This window comes from Pseudarthrobacter siccitolerans (assembly GCF_030823375.1).
GTDB lineage: Bacteria > Actinomycetota > Actinomycetes > Actinomycetales > Micrococcaceae > Arthrobacter > Arthrobacter siccitolerans_A.
Window position 1 is genome coordinate 1,577,520 of sequence record NZ_JAUSXB010000001.1, and the last position, 18,454, is coordinate 1,595,973.

Consider the following 18,454-nt stretch of genomic DNA (forward strand, 5'->3'; position numbering starts at 1 on the left):
GCTGAAAAGTCGAGTACCCGTTACTCGGGCACTCCAGCTCCCCTGCCCCGTAACGTGCAGCTAGAGGTGTTGGGCGAGGACATGCGCTGGTGACGGGAGCAGGTTATGGGAATCGAGGTGCGCCTGAAGCGTGCGCATCATCATGACCGGGCGGGTGACGGAAGCAGCGGGGCATCGTCCTTGCGCGGCCAGTCAGCAGCCCCGCCGGCGTTCGGCATCCTTTTGGACCTGCGTGCCTGCAGCGAAGAAGCTTCCCTCCAGCTCCTCTCGATGGCTGCAGCGTCGGCCCTGTCCGAGCTGGCCGGATGCCCGTTGGACGGTACTGTTTCCCTTGTCCGCCCAGGCCAGGCGGCACTGACATCAGGCACCAGCAGCGGCGCCACCTGTCTCGCACAACTGGATGAAAACAGCGGGGACGGACCGGTATCCCACGCATTGGCCGGGCATCTGGCCGTCATCGTCAAACGCTACCCTGCGGATCCGCGGTGGCCTTCCAGCTACCACCGTCTCGGCGAGGCCGGCTACAGGTCACTTCTGTCCGTGCCGCTGCATCTTTACGCGGGGAGCAGGTCAGCGATGACCCTGGTCGCCCAACAGGACAACGTCTTCACTCCCAGCGTCATTATTGCTGCCACCGCCTTCAGCAGACTGGCGGCTGCCAGTTACCTCTCGGCAGCAGAGCTGCGGGCAGTGCAGGCGGCGGCGGAAAATCTGCAGGCGGCCCTGCAGGGACGTACGTCCATTGACGTTGCTTGCGGAGTGATCATGGGGCAAAACCGGTGCTCCTACAAGGACGCCTTCCACATCCTTGCCGAGGCCTCCAGCCACCGAAACGTCAAAGCCCGCGTGGTGGCCGAAACAATGCTGCAGCAGCTGCCGGGCGGCACCCCTTTTACCCATTTCAAGGAATGAAGCAACGGGCCGTCCCTGCGGACGGCCCGAAATGACGACGACGGTCCCTCCTTCCGCCCGCACGGATCCGGGGGCGGTGGCGCCGCAACCAAGAACCGCCGCCGTCAAGCCCGGATAGAGGACGCAATCGGCTGGCCGCCGGTGAAACGGACGGCAGAGACACCCCCACCGAATGTGGCGGAAACGATAGTTCCCGCCCCTGGAGAGGAGCGGACTTCAAGGGAACCGCCGGCCTGCTGAATCGTGTCCCCCAGGATCCGCAAGCCAAAATGGCCTTCGGCGCGGGGTTCGCCCGGGGTGAAACCGCGGCCGTTGTCCGAGACCGTGATCTGGGTGACCTGGCCGGACTGCCTGATCCGGATCCAAACGGATTGCGCGGAAGAATGCTTGGCGGCGTTAACCAGGGCCTCGCGCGCCACCCGATACACCAGCACAGCCCGGTCCCGGTCCAGCAGGAGCTTGTCCGGGATCTCGACGGTCAGCGTGATGCCGCGCTCTACGAGGGGCGCCTCAAGCCTGGTGAGGGACGCCTTAAGCCCGAGCTCGTCGAGATCGGGAGGATAGAGCTCGCTGGTCATGGCCCGCAGGGTGCGGATGTTGTCCTGCAACATGGTCCGCGCCTTCGAAAATACGGGCCCCTGCTCTTCCGGGCCGCGATGCTCCACCGATTCCAGGGCATAGGCCAGCCCGGACAAGTCCTGGATCACTTCGTCATGGAGTTCGCTGGCTATCTGCCGGCGCTCGTGGTCCGATGCCTCAATCGCACAGTGCAGCAGGGCATTGCGTGCGGCCTGGTGGACCTGGATCCTTCGGGCCAGCCGGACGGCCGGAATCAGCTGTGCCAGCTGCAGGACTGCCAAGGACAGCAGCATCGGCGGGATCATGCCCACCAGGACTGCCTGCTGTTCCGCCCGGACTCCGTCGCCCGAAGAGTAGGTTTCGAAGATCATCGGAGCACCGCTTTGGGAAGCTGAGCGCACGTAAACCTCCACGAGTTCGCCGGAACCGGTTTCGAAAGCATTTTCTTCGGCGTCCTGTGGCTCCAGGGTGGCCGTCGCCGGCCCGCCTTCGAGCAGCCGGCGCGCCCATTCCTCCTGCTGGAATTTTTGCCCTATAAGGGATTCGACGTCCGAGTAGATCACCTGGCCGTGCGCATCCCACACTTTGATCCGTGTCACGCCGCTCTCCGCCAACCACGGCTCCAGCCGCTGATCCAACAGTTGCAGCGCGGCAGGTTCGTGGGCAAGGACCTGGTCCGTAATGAGCGGCCCCACTATTCTGTCCGCGAGACGCTGGGTGACGTCCCTTGCGTTGTCCAAAGCGTGCTGTTCCGCTGCGGCCCGGATCCAGAAGGCCACGGGTGTAGCCACCAGAACCAGGGCGATAAAGCCTGCAGTAAGAAAACGTGCAACAGCCGCCCGGACCTCACGCCGCTCGGCGACACCGTTAACACTGTGGGCAACCGGAGAGGCTTCTGGAGGAGGTTGTGCACGCATGGCAGCCAGCCCTGGCTAGGCCGAAAGTTCCGGCAGGATCGGGACCGCGCTGCCCAACCTGGCGAGCAGGGACGGATGCACAATCAAGTTGCCGGGATGGGCATGCCTCAGGGCGTTCAGCATCACACCCAGGGCGCCGTCCTTCGGGAGGAACGCACACACTCCCATGCCGGCGGCCTGGCGCAGCGCGTCCTGTGACGGGTTGCCGGTCAGCATGACGATCCGGGCTTGGGGATCTTCGGAGAGAATGCGCTCGGAAGCCTGGAGTCCTGAACCGTCAGAAAGATGCAGATCCATAATGACGACGTCGGGCTGCAGGTCATGGAACATCTCCACGGCGGACGTCACTGACTTAGCCGCTCCCACACTCTTGAGGTCCGGCTCCCGGTCCAGCGCTCCGGCCAGCAGGTCCGAAAACGTGGTGTGGTCGTCAACGATCAGGATCCGCAGGCGTTCCGCTTCCTGCTGCGCTGCTGTGGGAGCTGAGCTGCGGCTTTCCTTAACCACATGGATGGGACCACGAATGTCCGGAACTCCGGACGTTGCCGCAGTGCTTGTCAGGAGCCTGGCTTGCGCATCCCTCAGCGCCGGCCCCGGGGCGCAGCCCAGTTCCTCGTCCATAACCCGGCGGAAGCGGTCAAAAGTCCGCAGGGCCTCGGTGTTCTCCCCATTGCACTCCAGCCCCAGAATCAGTGCTGTCCATGCCCGTTCGTTGAGCGGATCTTCCTTCACCGCCGCACGGCTGAAGGCAATGGCGCCGCTGACCTCGCCGACAGAAAGCGCGGCTTCTGCGGCCAGCACGCGGGCAACGCCAACCTGCTGTGCATGCAAGGCGCGCTCGTGCTCGGCCCAGGCCGGCAGCAGTTCGTCCCCGAGCAGCGGAGCCGAAGCCAGGTCAAGTGCTTCCGTGAGCAATGCGAGCGCTTCACGCGGTTCGGCCTGGCCCGCCGTTTTGACCAAGGTTTCAAAACGGTCCAGATCGAGTTCCACCAGCGACCGGTCGATGGCATAGCCGCCGGTGACCGTCCGCAGGGGACCTGTCCGGCCTGCGCCCGGCTGCAGGTGGCGCCGGAGGACGCTGACATAGCTTTCGAGTGTGGGCAGTGCAACGGCGGGGTGGTTGCCGTCCCACAGCAGGTCCATGATGCGGGTCTTGGACACCGCGGAGCCGAAACTCAGCAGGAGGATTTCGAGCACCTGGCGGGGCTTGGGTCCGCCGAGGTCGTTGGCGGTCAGTTCCTTGGCGCCGCCGCGAATTGTCAGCGGGCCGAAAACAGAGATCTGAAGCGCCGGCGCCTGGGTAGGCGCTTCACGAACGGTACCTGCATCGGCTGCTTTTTCCGCCAGTTCAACAGTAATCACGAAGGCTTCCCCCAAGTAGTCGAGTGCTGCTGGTCATCATTGAAGCGGCGGGCAAACATGCGAACAACAGTGCCGTGTACTCAGTTCTTGAAGTGCCGCTACTTAGGTGACGGCGGCTTCTACGCATGGCGAACCAGCGGCATTCCGCAAAGGACTGGATGAAAGAAAACCATCCTGGGAAGCGTTTCCGCCGGTCAGTCGATGAATTGGACAATCGAGGGCCAAATGTTGGGAAAACCCTAGGTAGCCCAATGTGGGGACGAGTGGCCTTGCCAAAGCTTTTCCCAACCGGTCCCCCCTAATTTTGCAGAAACACGAAACAGCAGCGGTTTGTGACAACGGCGGCTGCGAGGCAGGCGCGATGGGAAAGGACGTGGCAGTGGGGACGGCTACCAGCCACGGAGGTTCCGCCATCATGGGCCCGGCCTCACTCGCCGGGAGCTGGCACCGCTTTCGGGCGGGACTGCGGACGGTCCGTTTCCGGGTACTCGCCACGGTGCTGGCTTTCCTGGCGGGCGGACTCCTGGTTGCCGGCATCACCACGCTCGCCCTTGACCTGCGTAACCTCAACAGCCGGGTCAGCGAGGAACTCCTGCTCCAGTCGGGGCGTCTTCAGAACATCGTGGAGCACGGTGTTCCGGGCGGGGGGTCTTATAGCTCCCTTGATGCACTGTTCACCGCCTTCCTCCAGGGGGACACTCCGGGCCGGTACGACTCCGTGATGGCCACCGTCAACGGGGGCAACACTTTCCTGCCCGCTGGAGAACAGCCGACAAATCTTGCTACCGCCCAATTGCTTGACACCGCCCGCGCCGAGCACCGTGAAGGGCGGACCGTCTTCCATGACATGACCCTGGACGGCATGCAGGTGCGCCTGGCCATCACCTCGGTAGCGCTCGGCGATGGAACCGTCGGTGGACTTTTAGTGGCAGCGAATGAAATCGGGCAGCAGCGGGAGCAGGCCATAAAGTCCTTCGGGACCTTCGCGATGGTTTCGCTTGCCACGCTGCTGCTGGCGGGGGCCGTGGGCTTCACCGTGACGGCACGGCTTTTTGTTCCCATCCGGCGCCTGCGCCAGGCCACCGGGTCCATTACCTTTGAGGACCTGAGCAGCAGGGTCCTCGTCCCGCCCGGCGATGACGACGTCTCACAGTTGGCCACGGACTTCAACCGCATGCTCGACAGGCTGGAGACCGGCATCACGGACCAGCGCCGGTTCGTGGATGATGCCAGCCATGAGCTGAGGACACCCCTCACCATCATCGGCGGCCACGTCCAACTGCTCCAGGCAGGAGACCCCCGGGACGTCGCCGAGACGCAGGTCCTGCTCCTGGACGAGCTGGACAGGATGCAATCCCTGGTGGATGAGCTGCTCCTGCTGGCGCGCAGCGGCCGTCCGGACTTTCTCCGGCCGGACTGGATCGACGTCGACTCCTTCCTGGAGGCGGCCATGAACAGGATCAAGGTGCTGGCAGACCGCCGGTGGCAGATTGAAAGCATGCCTGGGGGGTGGTTCCGCGGGGACCGCCACCGCCTGACGCAGGCGGTGGAACAGCTCGCTGCCAATGCAGTACATTCCACGCGCCGGCACGATGTCATCTCCCTCGGTGCAGCCTGGACCGGGACAGGGGCTGAGAGCGGGACGCCGGATGGGACGACGCCGGGTGGCACCGGGGCATTGAAGCATGGCGAACCTTCCGGTACGGGCTTCGAAATATGGGTTGCTGACACGGGCTGCGGCATCAGTGCAAAGGACCAGGAACGGATTTTCGACCGTTTCGCCAGGGCCGGGGTTTCCCGCGGCAAGGAAGGATCGGGGCTGGGGCTGCCGATCGTCAAGGCCATAGCCGAGGCACACAGCGGAACACTTCGCGTTACTTCGCGGGTGGACGAGGGCAGCCGCTTTGTCCTTTCACTGCCAGGAGGAATTACATGACGAGGATCCTGATCGCCGACGACGAACCGCGGATCGCGAGCTTCATCACCAAGGGGCTTACCGCGGCAGGTTTCACTACCGCATCGGTGGAAGACGGCATCCGGGCGCTGGACTACGGCAGCTCCGGGGAGTTCGACCTGCTCATCCTGGACATTGGCATGCCCAGAATGGACGGCTTGGCGGTGCTTGCAGCCTTGCGGGCGATGAACTGTGCGGTTCCGGTAATAGTCCTGACGGCCAAGGCTTCACTCCAGGACACCCTTGCAGCGCTCGACGGCGGTGCGGACGACTACATGACCAAACCCTTCCGCTTTGAGGAGCTGCTCTCCCGGATCCGCCTGCGGCTCCGGGATAACCCGGGGGTTCGCGTGCCGCCAGTCCCTGTGCGCGGGGACGTCAGCCTGGACGTTGACCTTCGCAGCGCGAGGGTCCGCGGCCGGACGGTGCCGCTGTCCGCCAGGGAATTCGCCATGGCCCGGGCCTTCCTGGAAAACGAGGGCAAGCTGCTCACCCGGGAACAGCTGCTGAGCCGGGTGTGGGGATACGACTTTGACGGGTCCTCCAATGTGGTGGACGTCTACGTGGGGTACCTGCGCAACAAGCTTGGCCCGGAAAGGTTCCTATCCGTCCGCGGCGCGGGATACCGCTTTGTGGCAGCGCCCGCTTCCCCATCTAAGACCTCTTCGGGCGCATGAGAGCTCTCTCATGAACGTCTCATCTCCCTCTCACCGTCTCCGCGCACAGTGATTACACAACCCAGGGTGGAAACACCCCAAGAAAGGCGAAACCCGTGAAAAAGTTCTGGTATCTCCCTGTTGCAGCCGCTGTGGGCGCAGCAAGCCTCACCGCCGTCCTGGCCCAGGCCAGCGCTGGCCCTCCCCCCGCCGTAGCGCCGGGCGTGGTGGTTGCCGACGTGAAATCCGGCAGTGACACTGCCAAGGCGGAGGACTCGCTTTCCACTCCAACCCCCAGTGCCAGAATCACCGCGATACCCCAGCAGGCAGCCGGCGAAACGCGCGTCGCGGCCGAACCGCAGACTGTCGCGCCGGTTCAGATCACGCAGAACCCGCCGCCCCAAGGTCTCGATGACAACGGCGGCCTCCGCGCACCCGGTGTTTCAGACGACGGCGCCTCCCACGATCTCGGGGATGACAACGGCGGCCTCCGCGCACCCGGCGTCTCCGATGACAGCGGCACCCACGACCTCGGCGACGACAACGGCGGCCTCCGCGCACCCGGCGTCTCCGATGACAGCGCCACCCACGACCTCGGCGACGACAACGGCAGCCTCAGAGAAGCCGGCGACGATAAAGGCGGCGACCGCTAGCACCTCATCACCCGCACCAAGGTTTTCCCTAGGAGGCCATAACAACATGGCCTTGTTTCGCCGGCTCTACTGGGGAGCCGGCCCTACGGGGGGAACCGATCTGGGATGCAGGCTTTTTCGCGCAAGTCACCGTCCACGCCACACCACGGAACCGCATCAGCAAGAGTGCGCTTCCTGGCCGCATCCGGAGCGCTCGCCCTGGCCGCCTCAATGGGCCTGCCGCCCGTCGCGGCCAACGCCGTGCAAGCGCCGGTGGGCGCTGGCTTCACCATCACACCAGCAGACTTGTCCTTCATCCTGAAGCAAATCAAGATCGCGGAAGCGCACGTGGCCAACACCACGTCCGAAACCGGGCCATGCGGGGCACTGGTGGGGACCGGCCCGAACCAGCTTGCCAGCCCACTGCTGTCCCACGGCCTTCGGACCGTGGACGGAAGCTGCAACAACCTCCAGCCCGGCCAGGAGACGTACGGCGCCTCAGACCAGGTGTTCCCGCGGCTCGGGTCGAAGTCCTTCACGGCTGCCGAGAGCGGATCCTTCGGCGGTCCCCCCGCCGCAACGGGCTACACCCAAAAATCGGGAAGTGTCTTCGATTCGCGGCCGCGCACCATCAGCAACCTGATCGCCGATCAGACGTCCACCAACCCGGCAGCGGTCGCCGCGGCAGGCTTCCCGGCCAGGACCCAGGGCAACGACGGCGTGGTGCCCTGCACTACGGACCCCAACCCCGACTCCACACCCCCTGTGGCAGCCGCGCCGGAGGGCTGCGTCCCCTCGCACAACACGCTGTTCATCCCCAACGTGACTACCGACGTCGGACTGTCACCGCCCTACAACTCCCTGTTCACCCTCTTCGGCCAGTTCTTCGACCACGGCATCGACCAGACGGTCAAAGGCGGAGGCACGGTCTACGTGCCGCTCAAGGCTGATGACCCGCTGATCGCCGGGCCGGACCACGTCTTCGGCAACGCCGATGACCTCGACCCGCATATGCGCTTTATGGTGCTGACCCGCGGCCAAAACCAGCCCGGCGGGGACGGCCAACTCGGGACCGCGGACGATGTCCAGGATGCCCTGAACACCAATTCGCCGTGGGTGGACCAAAGCCAGACGTACTCGTCGCACTCCTCGCACCAGGTGTTCCTGCGCGAGTACGCAAACAACCCCTCGGGACGCCCGGTAGCGACCGGCAATATGCTGGGTGGCCCTGGAGGCACGCCTGCAGCCGGCGGCATGGCGTCCTGGGCTGACACCAAAAGGCAGGCCCGGGAGCTGCTCGGGATACAACTGCTGGACAAGGACGTCCTCAACGTCCCCCTGCTCGCCGCGGATCCCTACGGAAAGTTCATTCCCGGCCCGAAGAACGGACTCCCGCAGTTCGTCACGAAGTCCGGCCTCGTGGAGGCAGACCGGACCTCGAACGGGGGGCTGGGAACGCTCGTGCCGCAGGACGTGCTGTACTTCAACACGCCTTTCCTGACGGACATCGCCCATAACGCGGACCCCTCCCCTCAGGACGCCGACCACAACCCCGGTACCCCGCCGGCGGCTCCCTCCGCTGACGGCGACAAGACGGCTTCCGCGGATTTCGCCAGCCAGGCGCCAGGCACCTACGACGACGAGATGCTGGACGCCCACTTCATCGCCGGCGATGGCAGGGTCAACGAGAACATCGGGCTGACTGCCATCCACCAGGTGTTCCACTCCGAGCATGACCGTGTGGCCGCGGACATCAGGAGGGTCCTCGGTACTGACACGTCAGCCAAGGGGCTCGCCGCCCTGGCCGAGTGGAAGCTCACCGATGGCGCAGGCGGCTGGAACGGCGAACGGCTCTTCCAGGCCGCGCGGTTCATCACGGAGATGGAGTACCAGCACCTGGTCTTTGAGGAGTTCGCAAGGAAGATCCAGCCCGGCATCAACCCGTTCGAACCCTTCGCTTTCGCCCAGACGGATATCAATCCGGCAATCAGTGCCGAATTCGCCCACGCCGTGTACCGCTTCGGCCATTCGATGCTCACCGAAACTATCTCCCGCCGCAACCAGGACAGTCCCGGAACAGACAACGTGTTTGGAACGTCCGACGACGTCAGGGGCTCCCGGAACGACCTTTCCCTCCTCGAGGGCTTCCTGAATCCGCCGGCCTACACGGACGGCGGCCCCGCCGGCGCCCTCACCTCCGAGGAGGCCGCAGGCAGCATCATCATGGGCATGTCGGACCAGGTAGGCAGCGAACTGGATGAGTTTGTCACCGATACGCTCCGGAACAAACTGCTGGGGCTGCCCATGGACCTCGCTGCCATCAACCTCACCCGTGCCCGGTCAGAGGGACTTCCCACGTTGAACGCGCTGCGCCGGGAACTACACGACGCCACCAACGACAGCCAGCTCAAGCCGTACACCAACTGGATCGACTTTGGCGAAAACATCAAGCACCCGGCGTCCCTGGTCAATTTCGTGGCCGCCTACGGCAAGCACCCCTCGATCGTCCAGGCCGCAACACTCGAGGCCAAGCGTACGGCAGCCAGGCTGATCGTCAGCCCTGACGCCCTGGCCGGCGAGGTTGCCCCTGAGGATGCCGTTGCCTTTATGAACAGCACGGACGCCTGGGCCAACACGGGAACAGCATCCATCACCGGACTCGATGACATCGACCTCTGGATGGGCGGCCTCGCCGAACGGACCAACCTGTTCGGGGGACTGCTCGGCAGCACCTTCAACTACGTTTTCGAGAGCCAGATGACCGATCTGCAGAACGGCGACCGGCTCTACTACCTGGCGCGCACGCCCGGCATGAACCTGATGGCACAGCTTGAAGGAAATTCCTTCGCCGAGATGATGATGCGCAACACCAACGCGCACGCCTTGAAGGCCGATGCCTTCGCCACCGCCGACTGCAAATTTGAGCTGAAAAACCTCAACGGAACGGCCGCGGGCTTCGCCTCCGCCGGCAACACGGTGACCGACGATCCGGCGTCGCAGTGCAACGAGTCAGCGCTGCTGATCCGTATGCCTGACGGCACCATCAAGTACCGGGCTTCCAACTCGGTGGACCCGGCCGGCATCAACGGCCAGGCCGTGTACAACGGCTCCGTCAATGCTGACCGCATCCACGGCGGGGTGGACAACGACACCATGTGGGGCGGCACTGGCAACGACGTCATCGAAGGCAATGACGGCGCCGATACCGTCCTGGGCGGCGACGGCAACGACATCATCACCGACTCGAACGGAGACGACATCCTGAAAGGCGGACCGGACAATGACGCAATCGACGGCGGCCCCGGCCTGGATCTGCTCCTCGGCGGGGACGGCAAAGACTTCATCAACGGCGGGGCGAACTCAAACGAAACCTTCGCCGGTGAAGACGACGACTTTGTGATCGCCGGCGAAGGGCTGGACGCCGTGTTCGGCGGCGGCGGGAGCGACTGGGCTGAGGGCGGCGACGGCCCGGACCTGTTGATCGGCGACTCCAGCAACCTGTTCTTCCTGGACGATTCCCAGAAGCCCGGCAACGATGTCCTCAGCGGCCAGGGCGGCGACGACGACTACGACATGGAAGGCGGGGACGACGTCGGCATCGCCGGGCCCGGTATCGAGAAAGTGGCTGGAGCCTCGGGCTACGACTGGGAAATCGGCCTTCACGATCCCCAGCCGCAGGATGCCGACCTTGCCCTCCCCATCGAGCCGCTGGACATCCTCCAGGTGGGCGTCCGCGATAGGTACAACGAGGTTGAAGCGCTCTCCGGTGGTCCTTTCGACGACAAGCTCCGGGGCGACGACGTCGTTCCCAAGGCAGTGGGCGGTGCCGGCTTCATCGGCTGTGATGCCCTGGACCAGGCCGGCGTGGACCGCATTGCCGGGCTCAACCAGCTCATCCCCTCCCTGCCCACCCCCATCGAAGAGGTCATCAACGCGTCCGCATCCAAGGAATGCCCCGTGCTGACCGAATCGCACGTCTGGGGCGAGGGCAACATCCTCCTGGGCGGCGGCGGAAGCGACCTCCTCGAGGGCCGCGGCGGCAATGACATCCTCGACGGCGACCGCTACCTGTCAGTCCGGCTCAGCGTCCGCACGGATGCCAATAACGCTGCCACTGAAATCGGCAGCGCCACAGCAATGAACGCACAGTACCAGCGCAACGCCGACGGCACACTTACGGGCCCGACACTCCAGCAGGCCGTGTTCGCTGGGGCTGTCGACCCCGGAAACATCGTCGCTGTCCGGGAAATCCTTACCTCCAGCGGAGGGACCGACACCGCGGTCTTCTCGGACTTCGAATCCAACTACACCATCACCACCACGGGCGGTAACGGCACCGTGGGGTCACCCGGCTCGGTCACCACCGTTCAGCACAACAGCGGCGAGGATGGCACTGACACCCTTTCCAACATCGAACAGCTCGTCTTCGGCGACGGGACCGATGGAGCGGGCGACGACCTCGGCGAAGAGGTCGAAAATGAGATCGACGAGGTAGAGGACGGCCTGGACGAGGGAACCGACGAAGGCGCCGGTGACGGGATCGACGAGGTCATTCCCGGCGATGGCGAGGTTGTTGTGATTGTCACCCCGACGCCGGACACGAACACCGTTCCCGTCCCAGCACCAGCGGATCCAGCACCAGCGGACCAGGCACCAGCGAACCCCGCACCAGCCGACCAGGCACCAGCGAACCCCGCACCAGCCGACCAGGCACCAGCGAACCAGGCACCCCAGAACCTCGCACCCCAGAACCCCGCACCAGTGGAGCAGACGCCCGGAGGCTTCTTCATCCGGACCGTCGATTCCGCGGGGTCTCAGGTGGGAGAAATCATCAGTGCAGAGCCCGGTGACACGAGGGTGGCGGTCCGGGGCCTGGAGAACGGTGCCGCTTACCGGTTCCAAGTGGCCCCTGCCGACGGCGGCAGCGAGCCTGTGTTCTCCGAGTTGAGTGAAGCCGTTGTTCCCGGTGCCACCGAGGATGAGCGCCGCATCTTCAACCAGGATGCACCGCCCGCAGGAGCTGGTTCTGACCAACCCCTGGCACCCGTACCGGGCGCTGCACCGTTCGGGGGCCCCTTCGGAACCGCACCGCTGATCACCTTGGCGGCACTGGCCCACTACCTGTCCACCAGTCCCGGAACCGCATTCCTCGCCATCACCACAGGAGGCCTGTTGGCTGCCTGCATCCTGCTGGCATTCAAGTTGTACCGTTTTCGGGCCATAGCCAGGAGAACAGCGTTCAAGGAGTCCACCAAGGCCTGAATCACGTACAGAGGACCTTGGACAGCCAGGAAAGGCTAAGGTCCTCTGTACAGGGTTCCCACAACATTCCAGCAGTAGCTTTCACCCTATGGTTACTTGCTCAGTCCTTCGGTGCACCAATCCCGGCTCCGCCTTCATCGTGGGCAGCCAACATCTGGCTTCCGGTTACCACGAGGCCTATGTCTGTGCCGGGCACAAGACGTTGATCGAGGCAGGCGCCCCCTGGGATATGGAAGGGCCGATGGTCCTGATGGGCCGGGACCTTGCACCAATCCTCGAGAACTGGCGCATCCGCCCCAGTGTTGGGTCTGAGGGCTTCACCGTCACCCTTGAAATCGCCGGCCAGATGAAACCCGTTGAGGTTTTCCTGATGCCCAGCGAGGTCCGGACGCTCTCCGGCTTCATCGAGGCAGCAAACAACGGCGGCGGTGTGTGCGCCTAGCAGTTCCCTGGCTATGGTGGCTGCGCCTCCTTGGGATGGTCAGCCAGAGTCGGACCCTGTCCCAAGCTTTTTCCAAGGCTCAACCATCGGTACAACCTCCAGGCATCCCGGCCGGCGTCATCCCAAGGTCGGACACAGCCTATCTCCAAGCCCGATGCTCAATATTGGACGCCATCAGCACCCCTTTCTGAGGAGAAAAAATGGTACCCACACCAGCTGAAACATCAGGCATCCGCCTGACCCGAATAACTGCAACCCGCCGTGGCGTTGCCGCAGCGGCCGCCCTGATCCTGACCACCGCCGGCCTCAGCTCCGCTGTAGCCGCCACCCAAGTAACGGTTAAGAACCCGGGGCAACTGACCGCCGTCGGCCCGGTAAACACCGAATACGGTTTCCCGTCCTGGTATGAGGACAGCACGAAAACGCGCGTCGAGCTGTGCCTCGATGCTGAGAATCCCTTGTGCGGATTCCTTCCCGGCGACGTACCGGATGAAACGGCCCCCATCTCATTTCCGGACAACTTCCCGGACGAGGCGTTTTACATGCTCGCCGGCTCCGAGCTGGATCTTCCCGGTGGAGGAAAAGCCGTGCTGGTTCTCGGCCTGGAGGCCGCCTTCGCGAACACGGTAACCGCCGGTGACCAGGTGGTGTTCGGCCGCCAACGCATCGTTGTCAAGGGCGGACCCGCCAACAGTACGCTCGAGTTCAAACACCCGTACGGCACCATCACCATCGACACGGACGGTTCCGGCGCCGGCAAGCTGGTCGAAGATATTTCACCCGCCGCCGGTAACTTCACCACTGCCCTGAAGAGCAACATAGGGCCCTTCCTGAAGTGGGATCCGGCCATCGCGCCGGCGGCGCCTGAGGGGTATCTGGGCGACCCGAACCAGGAACACGCCGTTACAGGCAGCCCCATGAACTACAACAAGTTCTCGGTCAACGGCGGCGGACTTTCCCTCGAAACGGACCAGTTCGGCCTGCAGGGCAAAATTTCCACCAACCGCGGAGTCAGCGCTGACGCCGCCATCCATAACGGGGACATGATTGACGTCTTCGCCACAAGTGGACCGGACTCGCAGCTCCAGGTGGACGGACAGGGCTCCGTTTTCGAGACCACGCCCATGATCAGCGATCCCGGGAGCGGGCGGTACTACGCCCGGATCAAGCTCAACGGCACTGCCCCGGACAGCATCAAAATCACCAACATCGGGGACAAGCCTGCCAGCAGCAGCACCGTCAACGTCGCCAACCCAAGCACCATCTCGGTCACCAAGGCAACCTTCGACGGAACTACCCTGACCGTCGGCGCCGTGTCCAGCGAAGCCGGCGCATTGACGGTGAGCGATGTCGGCACCTTGGACAATCCTGCTCCGGGCACCGCCACCGAGAAGTCGTTCCCGGTCAAGGCACCTCCTGCAAATGTCACCGTGAAGTCGGCTTCGGGCAGCTCCGCGTCCCTGCAGGTCACAGTCAGTGGCGGCGGGGCCACACCGGTGGGCCTGGATCCTGTTGCTCCGCAGCCGGACCCGGGCCCGGTGGTGGTAACCGAAGGAGGCTCCGGAACTGTCACCCCGCCGGCTACCGACCCGGCAACTACCGCAACGGCCACCGCAGCCTCTCCCACGTTGACCCGCGGCGGCAGCGTCCAGCTGGATGGCAGCGCCTCCACCGGGGCCGTCACCTACAACTGGCGCCAAGTCAGCGGCCCTGCGGTCACGATCTCCAGCGATACCGCAGCAAAGCCCGTTGTCTCCATCCCCTTCTGGGCCAGGACCACGGACACAGCACCCCTGAAGGACCCGGCGGACGGCACGGTGCGGATCGAGCTGGTTGTCACCGATAAAAACGGTGTCAGCAGCACCCCGGCCGGCGTTGACCTGGCCATCCAAACGGATACCGTAACCGTTGACCCGGGTTCCCGCCATCGGATCGGGACGGAGATGCGCATCCAGGGCACGTCATCACTGGGCACCACCACCCTGCTGATTCCGGCCACCACAGTGGTCATCTACGACACAACCCCCGGCCGGTCGGTCACCAAGCTCGGTACGGCCACGGTGGACACCCTCGGCGCCTGGTCGCTGAAGCTGAAGCCCGGCCCGACCAACCAGATCACCAGCGTGCTGGTCCAGACCAGCCGCGGCGGCACGGCGACGGGAGTCGTCTCCACGCGCTAGCCGCTGTACAAGAAACAGTTCAGGGTCCTGTCCGCTCGGCGGGCAGGACCCTGACTTTGTGCTGTGAGCCGCTCGGGCCAATATACCTAGGCAGATCACCTGCCAGCCCATAGGCTCATGCTCACGTCCGAATTCGTGAAGGGGTGCCGCGTGGCTGCAGGTACGAAAGCTGACCCGTGGCGGCTGGTAACCGCCCCCGGATCATCCGAATACATCATGTACCGTGATCCCGAGGCGGATCCCCCGGCGCTGGCGTGCCAGGTGGGTTGCCTGTCCGGCTAACGGGCATACCCAAGCAGAAAAACGCCCCGGTCCTTGGACCGGGGCGTTTGCCGATGGGGGTTTTAGTGTGGCCCCTTACTTCTGGCACGTCAGCAGGGTTCCCTGGATCGCGGTCAAGGGCACAGCTCCGTAGTCCCTGGAATCGATGGACACACCGCGGTTGTCACCGAGGACAAAGACGGTTCCGGCTGGCACTTTCTCGGGTCCGAAGTAGGTGGCGTCGATGCGGCTGTGGTCGATAAAGGCCTCTGGCACCGCCACGTCGTCGACGTACAGTTCCGAATCGCGGATGGCGACGGTCTGGCCTTCCCGGGCAATGATCCGTTTGATGGCTGTGTGACCGTCAAGGGGGCTGGTAAAAGCGACCACCACGCCGTTCTGGATCCAGCCGGCGGCGGCAGCCGGCTTGTACAGGATCACCACAGCGCCCTCAGGAATGGTGGGCTCCATGCTGTCCGAGGACACGGTGAAAGGTTCCACCAGCCAGGCGCGGGCCGCCACTATGGCCAGCGCAGGAATCAGCGCCCTCACCAGAATGCGGGGCCAGCGTCCCTTAGCGAACAACACCTTTGGCAACGGCAACAGGCGGCGGCTTGGGAGCCGCCGCCTGCCGTGGCGCTTTACTTCTGCCGTCATCAATCCTTCTCGGTGTCCCAGGTGGCTTTGGCCGCGGTCATGGGATCGTTGTCGTCCACATCGCTCTCTTTCAGGCCCACCCGGAATTGGATCATCATGTCGTGGTCCTCGTGTGGCAGGTTGTGGCAGTGCATCATGTAGACGCCCTTGTTGGGGGTGAACTTCATCAGGACCCTGACGGTCTCGCCTTCACCGACATACACCACGTCCTTGGGACCACGCTCGTGCGGGAAAGGCGCCTGTCCATTGCGGCTGATGACCTGGAAGTCCACCAGGTGGATGTGAACGGGGTGGAACCAGCCGCCCGATTTGTTCTCGATTTGCCAAATCTCCACCGAATTGAGGGCGGGATCGGCAGCGACTCTCTTGTAACCGCTGGCGATGACGTCCTGCCAGCTTTCGCCGTTGATGGTCCACATGTTGGTAGTGTCATCCCGCTCCACCCGGAAACTGCGGGTTTTCACGGATTGCTTTGCTGTCAGCGACATTGCTTCGCTTCCCACCAACGTGGTGGGGATCCGGTTCCAGGTGGGGTCCGAGGTGTCCACCGGCTCGTCCGTGACATCGAAGGCCATGATCTTGCCGGTGTAGTCATAATCCACGTTGTTCTTATTGGACAGGTTCCGGAGCTCGATCCGCTGTCCCGTCTTGTACTTGCGGAAATCGATCAGGACTTCATACCGTTCCGCCCCGCCGTGGCGGTAATTCGCCACGCTCTGGGCCGCCGGCATCAGGCCGCCGTCGGTGCCAACCATCACCAGGGGATCTCCGGTGCTGAGGGTGGGCCGCAGCGAACGGGAAATGGAGCAGTTCAGGATGCGGAAGCGGTACACGCGTTTCTGCACCTTCATGACGGGCCACGGCTTTCCGTTGACCAGGATGACGTCGCCCCACAGGCCCGAGTGGGTGTTGTCGTCGTACCCCAGGGACCCGTCAGCGGCGAACATCGCGTCGCTGACTGTCAGTGCCACGTCGTAGCGGCCCTGCGGGAGCAGCCGGCGTTCAACGGGATCGTGCATGTGGTACTGCGCCGCGAGGCCGGAATAGGCGTTGAGGGCAGTGAAGTGGACACCGTGGTCGTGGTACCAGAGCGTGCGGGCCGGTTGGAAGTTGGGGTAGTGATAGTCCTTGTAGAACCCCGGAAGCGTGATATCGCTGGCGTAACCGTCATATTGGGGCAGGGACGCCGACCCGTGCAGGTGGGTGGACGTGGAAAGCGAGTGCCCGTCCAGCGCATGCTGGGCCGGGAGCTGGTTGCGCACCCTCATGACGGCCTTTGTTCCTTGGTCCAGACTGATGGTGGGGCCGGGGAACAGGCCGTTGTAGCCAAGGATCGGCGTGGTCAGCCGTGGGAGGATGTTGGCCGTAGCGGCCTTCTCTGTCAGGCGGTAGTAGTTGACCGGCAACCCGTCCGCGGGATCGATGCCGGTGGAAGATGGTTCGAGGATCGGGGCCTGGACAAAGGCTGCCTGGAATGGCCGCGGCATCTCCTTGTCACTGAGCCGGCTGGCCGACTTGGCCTCCACCGAACCCGTGGGCAGCATGGCGGCCCCTGCTCCCAGGACTCCGAGTCCTCCGATTAACAGAACCTGACGGCGTGAAATTGTCATGGCCGACCTCCTTTGTAGATGGCCTCGACTGTTCCGCACCCAGCTTGGAGATTTCATGCGTACTGTCTTGAAGTCCTTGGAGAAACCATGAAAGCGCTTTTCCGAACGTCAGCGGGCACACTACTTTCCTCCCCTGTGGTGTCCGGCGCCCAGGGACAGCCCGGGTCCCCCCGGCAGGTCCAGCGCCAGATCGATGGCTTTGTCCGGGAGCTCGAACACGAGCGTGGCGTTAATGCTTTCCCCCTGTCGTGCCTTTCCAGGAGCCGGAGAAAACCAGACCGGTTTCCATTTCCCGGCGCCGAGGCCCGAGACGGTGTACTGGGACGGGTCGAAGGACAGGCCGTTCTGCTCCATGGCGGTGAGCTCCAGCAGGATGCGGACGCGATGGACCTCTTGGCCCGGCGGATCCGCGAGGGCGGCCGACGGTGTGGGCGGCATCCATCCATCCGCCTCAAGGGGTATCACCCCCTGAATCCTGGCCAGGCCGCCATCAAGGCTTCCTGAGGCCCCCAGCAGGGCGGGAGGCGTCCGCGGTGTGGCCAGCAGGACGCTGGCCACCAGGGCCCCCACCAGGGCGAGCAAAACTGCCGGAACAAGAAACTTGGTGCGCTTGAACAATGCTGTTGATGCCATACCGGCAGTTTCCCCACGGCTCCTAGGGAATCCCTAGGAGCCGGAAGCCCTTCCCCCAAAATCGGGCCAAACCTGAGCAAGTCCTGCGCCTTCCTTGATCAACTGCTCTGCCGGTCTTGATAAAGGACCGGCACAGTGGTTCCTGTCCGGCTTGGACACCGGTGGGAGACGACACGGGGTCTCAGCGGCCGGCGCAAGATTTCTCCGGCTGCGGACAGAGCACTCCCAGACTGGGGCCGATGGCGGAGGCGGCGGAACAGCGTGGTTCCGCAAGAAGCCATCGGCCCCGGCACTGCGCCGTCTCCGGACAGCGCTGGGCTGGACAGGTCGTGCAAAAGAACAGACATTTGGCGGCGCGCGGAAAATCACCTTTCGAAACTTGAGCGAATCTTGAGGC

The 18,454-nt window shown here is 64.2% G+C and carries 13 protein-coding genes; 8 read left to right on the forward strand and 5 right to left on the reverse strand.

Annotated elements, in window-relative coordinates; genetic code table 11:
- Positions 1-105: 105 nt before the first annotated feature.
- A complete protein-coding gene (locus QFZ36_RS07420; RefSeq protein WP_306635139.1) occupies positions 106-912 on the forward strand; it encodes a GAF and ANTAR domain-containing protein in 807 nt (268 codons plus the stop codon).
- A gap of 104 nt (positions 913-1,016) precedes the next feature.
- Here QFZ36_RS07420 and QFZ36_RS07425 read toward each other — a convergent pair whose 3' ends face one another.
- Positions 1,017-2,408 carry a sensor histidine kinase gene (locus QFZ36_RS07425; RefSeq protein WP_306635141.1) on the reverse strand — a complete coding sequence of 464 codons (1,392 nt, stop codon included), beginning with the start codon at positions 2,406-2,408 and terminating at the stop codon, positions 1,017-1,019.
- 15 nt (positions 2,409-2,423) lie between these two features.
- Positions 2,424-3,770, reverse strand: a complete 1,347-nt coding sequence (locus QFZ36_RS07430) for a BTAD domain-containing putative transcriptional regulator (protein ID WP_306635142.1) — start codon at positions 3,768-3,770, stop codon at positions 2,424-2,426.
- A gap of 361 nt (positions 3,771-4,131) precedes the next feature.
- Between QFZ36_RS07430 and QFZ36_RS07435 the strand changes: the two genes are divergently transcribed.
- The 7 genes from QFZ36_RS07435 (at position 4,132) to QFZ36_RS07465 (ending at position 15,178) form a co-directional block, all read left to right on the forward strand.
- A complete protein-coding gene (locus QFZ36_RS07435; RefSeq protein ID WP_306635143.1) occupies positions 4,132-5,706 on the forward strand; it encodes a sensor histidine kinase in 1,575 nt (524 codons plus the stop codon).
- A complete protein-coding gene (locus tag QFZ36_RS07440; RefSeq protein ID WP_306635144.1) occupies positions 5,703-6,401 on the forward strand; it encodes a response regulator transcription factor in 699 nt (232 codons plus the stop codon). The genes QFZ36_RS07435 and QFZ36_RS07440 overlap by 4 nt, the downstream gene beginning before the upstream one ends.
- Positions 6,402-6,496: 95 nt before the next feature.
- Positions 6,497-7,033 (forward strand): hypothetical protein, encoded by a 537-nt coding sequence (locus QFZ36_RS07445; RefSeq protein ID WP_306635145.1) that lies wholly within the window; start codon positions 6,497-6,499, stop codon positions 7,031-7,033.
- Between the two features lie 105 nt (positions 7,034-7,138).
- The gene (locus QFZ36_RS07450; RefSeq protein WP_306635146.1) at positions 7,139-12,274 is read left to right on the forward strand and encodes a peroxidase family protein; all 5,136 of its coding nucleotides are present in this window, start codon (positions 7,139-7,141) and stop codon (positions 12,272-12,274) included.
- An 88-nt stretch (positions 12,275-12,362) separates the two neighbouring features.
- Complete coding sequence (locus tag QFZ36_RS07455) at positions 12,363-12,716, forward strand: hypothetical protein (RefSeq protein ID WP_306635147.1); 354 nt, start codon at positions 12,363-12,365, stop codon at positions 12,714-12,716.
- Positions 12,717-12,916: 200 nt separating this feature from the next.
- Positions 12,917-14,896, forward strand: a complete 1,980-nt coding sequence (locus tag QFZ36_RS07460) for a hypothetical protein (protein ID WP_306635148.1) — start codon at positions 12,917-12,919, stop codon at positions 14,894-14,896.
- A 150-nt stretch (positions 14,897-15,046) separates the two neighbouring features.
- Positions 15,047-15,178, forward strand: coding sequence for a DUF6855 family protein (locus QFZ36_RS07465; RefSeq protein WP_306635150.1), 132 nt, complete (start codon positions 15,047-15,049; stop codon positions 15,176-15,178).
- Between the two features lie 75 nt (positions 15,179-15,253).
- On the opposite strand, the gene lepB is transcribed toward QFZ36_RS07465, so the two are convergent.
- The 3 genes from lepB to QFZ36_RS07480 all read right to left on the reverse strand — a co-directional run bounded on the left by lepB (position 15,254) and on the right by QFZ36_RS07480 (position 18,057).
- Positions 15,254-15,814 (reverse strand): signal peptidase I, encoded by a 561-nt coding sequence (lepB, locus tag QFZ36_RS07470; RefSeq protein ID WP_306635151.1) that lies wholly within the window; start codon positions 15,812-15,814, stop codon positions 15,254-15,256.
- Positions 15,814-17,424, reverse strand: coding sequence for a multicopper oxidase family protein (locus QFZ36_RS07475; protein ID WP_306635153.1), 1,611 nt, complete (start codon positions 17,422-17,424; stop codon positions 15,814-15,816). Before QFZ36_RS07475 ends, lepB begins: the two co-directional genes overlap by 1 nt.
- A 120-nt stretch (positions 17,425-17,544) precedes the next feature.
- On the reverse strand, positions 17,545-18,057 hold the full coding sequence (locus tag QFZ36_RS07480) for a hypothetical protein (protein ID WP_306635154.1): 513 nt from the start codon (positions 18,055-18,057) through the stop codon (positions 17,545-17,547).
- Positions 18,058-18,454 lie beyond the last annotated feature (397 nt).